The organism is Mycobacterium ostraviense, assembly GCF_002705925.1.
GTDB lineage: Bacteria > Actinomycetota > Actinomycetes > Mycobacteriales > Mycobacteriaceae > Mycobacterium > Mycobacterium ostraviense.
Map to the genome: position 1 here is coordinate 1 of NZ_NKRE01000040.1, position 1,691 is coordinate 1,691.

At 61.7% G+C, this 1,691-nt stretch carries 2 protein-coding genes; both read right to left on the reverse strand.

The genetic code is table 11. From position 1 onward, the window contains the following. Nucleotides 1-18 precede the first annotated feature (18 nt). On the reverse strand, nt 19-369 hold the full coding sequence (locus CDN38_RS27785) for a hypothetical protein (protein ID WP_142361392.1): 351 nt from the start codon (nt 367-369) through the stop codon (nt 19-21). Nucleotides 370-546: 177 nt separating this feature from the next. After that, on the reverse strand, nt 547-1,110 hold the full coding sequence (locus tag CDN38_RS27790) for a type IV toxin-antitoxin system AbiEi family antitoxin domain-containing protein (protein ID WP_075510469.1): 564 nt from the start codon (nt 1,108-1,110) through the stop codon (nt 547-549). Between the last annotated feature and the right edge of the window lie 581 nt (nt 1,111-1,691).

The window sequence follows — 1,691 nt, forward strand, 5'->3', positions numbered from 1 at the left end:
GACCACGTTGTCGACCAATCAAGTCTGACCTACCGCCGAAGAGACGGCCTTGTCGGCGTTCTTCCCGCCCCTGCCGCGTTCGTTGTTCAGAAGCCTCCTAGCCGGTCGAGCCATTCCACTGAACGCGCGCCTCGGAGGTGCGTCCGGGTTTCTCTTAAGGGCGCCCCGGCTCGCGGGCACTGTTCCCCAGCCGATTTCAAGCCGCTGGTTCAACTCGTCGAGGAAGGTGGTGCGGTTTCGGGCGGCTACGTCCAGGTCCGCGGTTGCTCGGGTGCCGACTTCCCCGAGCCTGAATTTCACGCTGATGCCGCCCTTCACAACGGCCTTGTCGGGAAGCATCTGCGCGACGATGACGCTGCCGATCAGCATGCGAGCACGGTCGATCGGGATGTCAAGTGCGCCGGCAATTGCTTCGACTCGGCCGTCGAATTGGACCAGGTTCACGGGAGGACCGGGGTACTCAAGTGTGTCCAAGGCCGCAATCGCGGAGTCGTGGGTAGTGATGAGTTGTCCTTGCTCGCTGAAGGTTTCGGCCGAGTTGTTTCGTCAGCCGGCTTGAGCCAGGAGCCGGTTCTGGGCGGCGATAGCACCACGGATCTCGGCGGCATCGCGTTCGTCGATGAGTTCGCGGCGCTGAGCTTCGGCGACTGCTTGAGAGACGCGTTCGCTAAGGAGATGGGGGACCCCGTCGAGGAGTGCGCGTCGAACCGTGACACAGCGCAAGCCCTCGTAGGTGGTCAAACCGTCCTCTGTCGCTCGGGGCCGAACTGTGACAACGGTGTGCGGTGGTGGCGCGGTACGCCGACGGCGCGGTGTACCGATGAAGATCTTCGGCGGGTTGACCAGAGCGAGGTTGAACATCGCCAAGACGGTGTCGCCTTCCAGGAAGGCGTCCTCGCCGACACGGGCCAGGGTTGCTGCCAGCTCGGTCCACTTATCAGCTGGCACCCCGAGATGGCGGTAGACGCCGTGCCCTAGCCGGGTAAGCGCTCCGCGTGCGGCAAGCTTGCGCACCTCGACACCCGGGACGCCCGCATCTTCAGCCTGTCGCGTGGTGAAGATGCCGTGATGCTCCGCAGCAATCTCCCATAGATCCTGACGGTACGTCATCATCGCCTCCCTCCATCCGGCCGTATCTGGCGAAACCGTACCAGTTTCGGTATGGTATTGCCATCTATCGTAGTAAAACCGTACCGAGACTGGTACGGATTTGCGCAACAACTGCCGCCCGTGTTCGCGATCAAGGCTGGCGACTGCGCAACATAGCAACCTTTGGAACCAAATCAAGTTCTCTGGTATTGCCAACGCCAGAGCCGGCGTCTTATCGGCGACAGCGAAACGACAAGCGCCCCCGCCAAGGTTTGTCGACGAGGCGCTGTCTGATGGCTGGCGAGTTGGCTACGCCATTAGCCAGAAGAGGGCGCCGTTCATGCGACGGGTGGTCGACATGGTGCCCTCTCGGCCGGTGTCACGGGTGGGCAATCGATCACCGCGTTTGATGACACCAGACGGGCGAATTCCAAGGGGCACGCCCGGGGGCATTCGATGTCTTCAGAGGAGGCCCAAAAATTGCCGTTAACTCCTAAGGCCCGTGGTGCCCCCGGCAGGATTCGAACCTGACTGAGCTTTCGGCTCTGTTGTTGTCATTATCTGCGGTTTCTGTGCTCTGACCTGCGTATTAAGCACTTGCA

What these genes read in the sequence shown, in the direction of transcription:
- CDN38_RS27790 (WP_075510469.1), bottom strand. Translation starts at nt 1,110, where the DNA reads ATGACGTACCGTCAGGATCTATGGGAGATTGCTGCGGAGCATCACGGC.
- CDN38_RS27785 (WP_142361392.1), bottom strand. Translation starts at nt 369, where the DNA reads ATGCTGATCGGCAGCGTCATCGTCGCGCAGATGCTTCCCGACAAGGCC.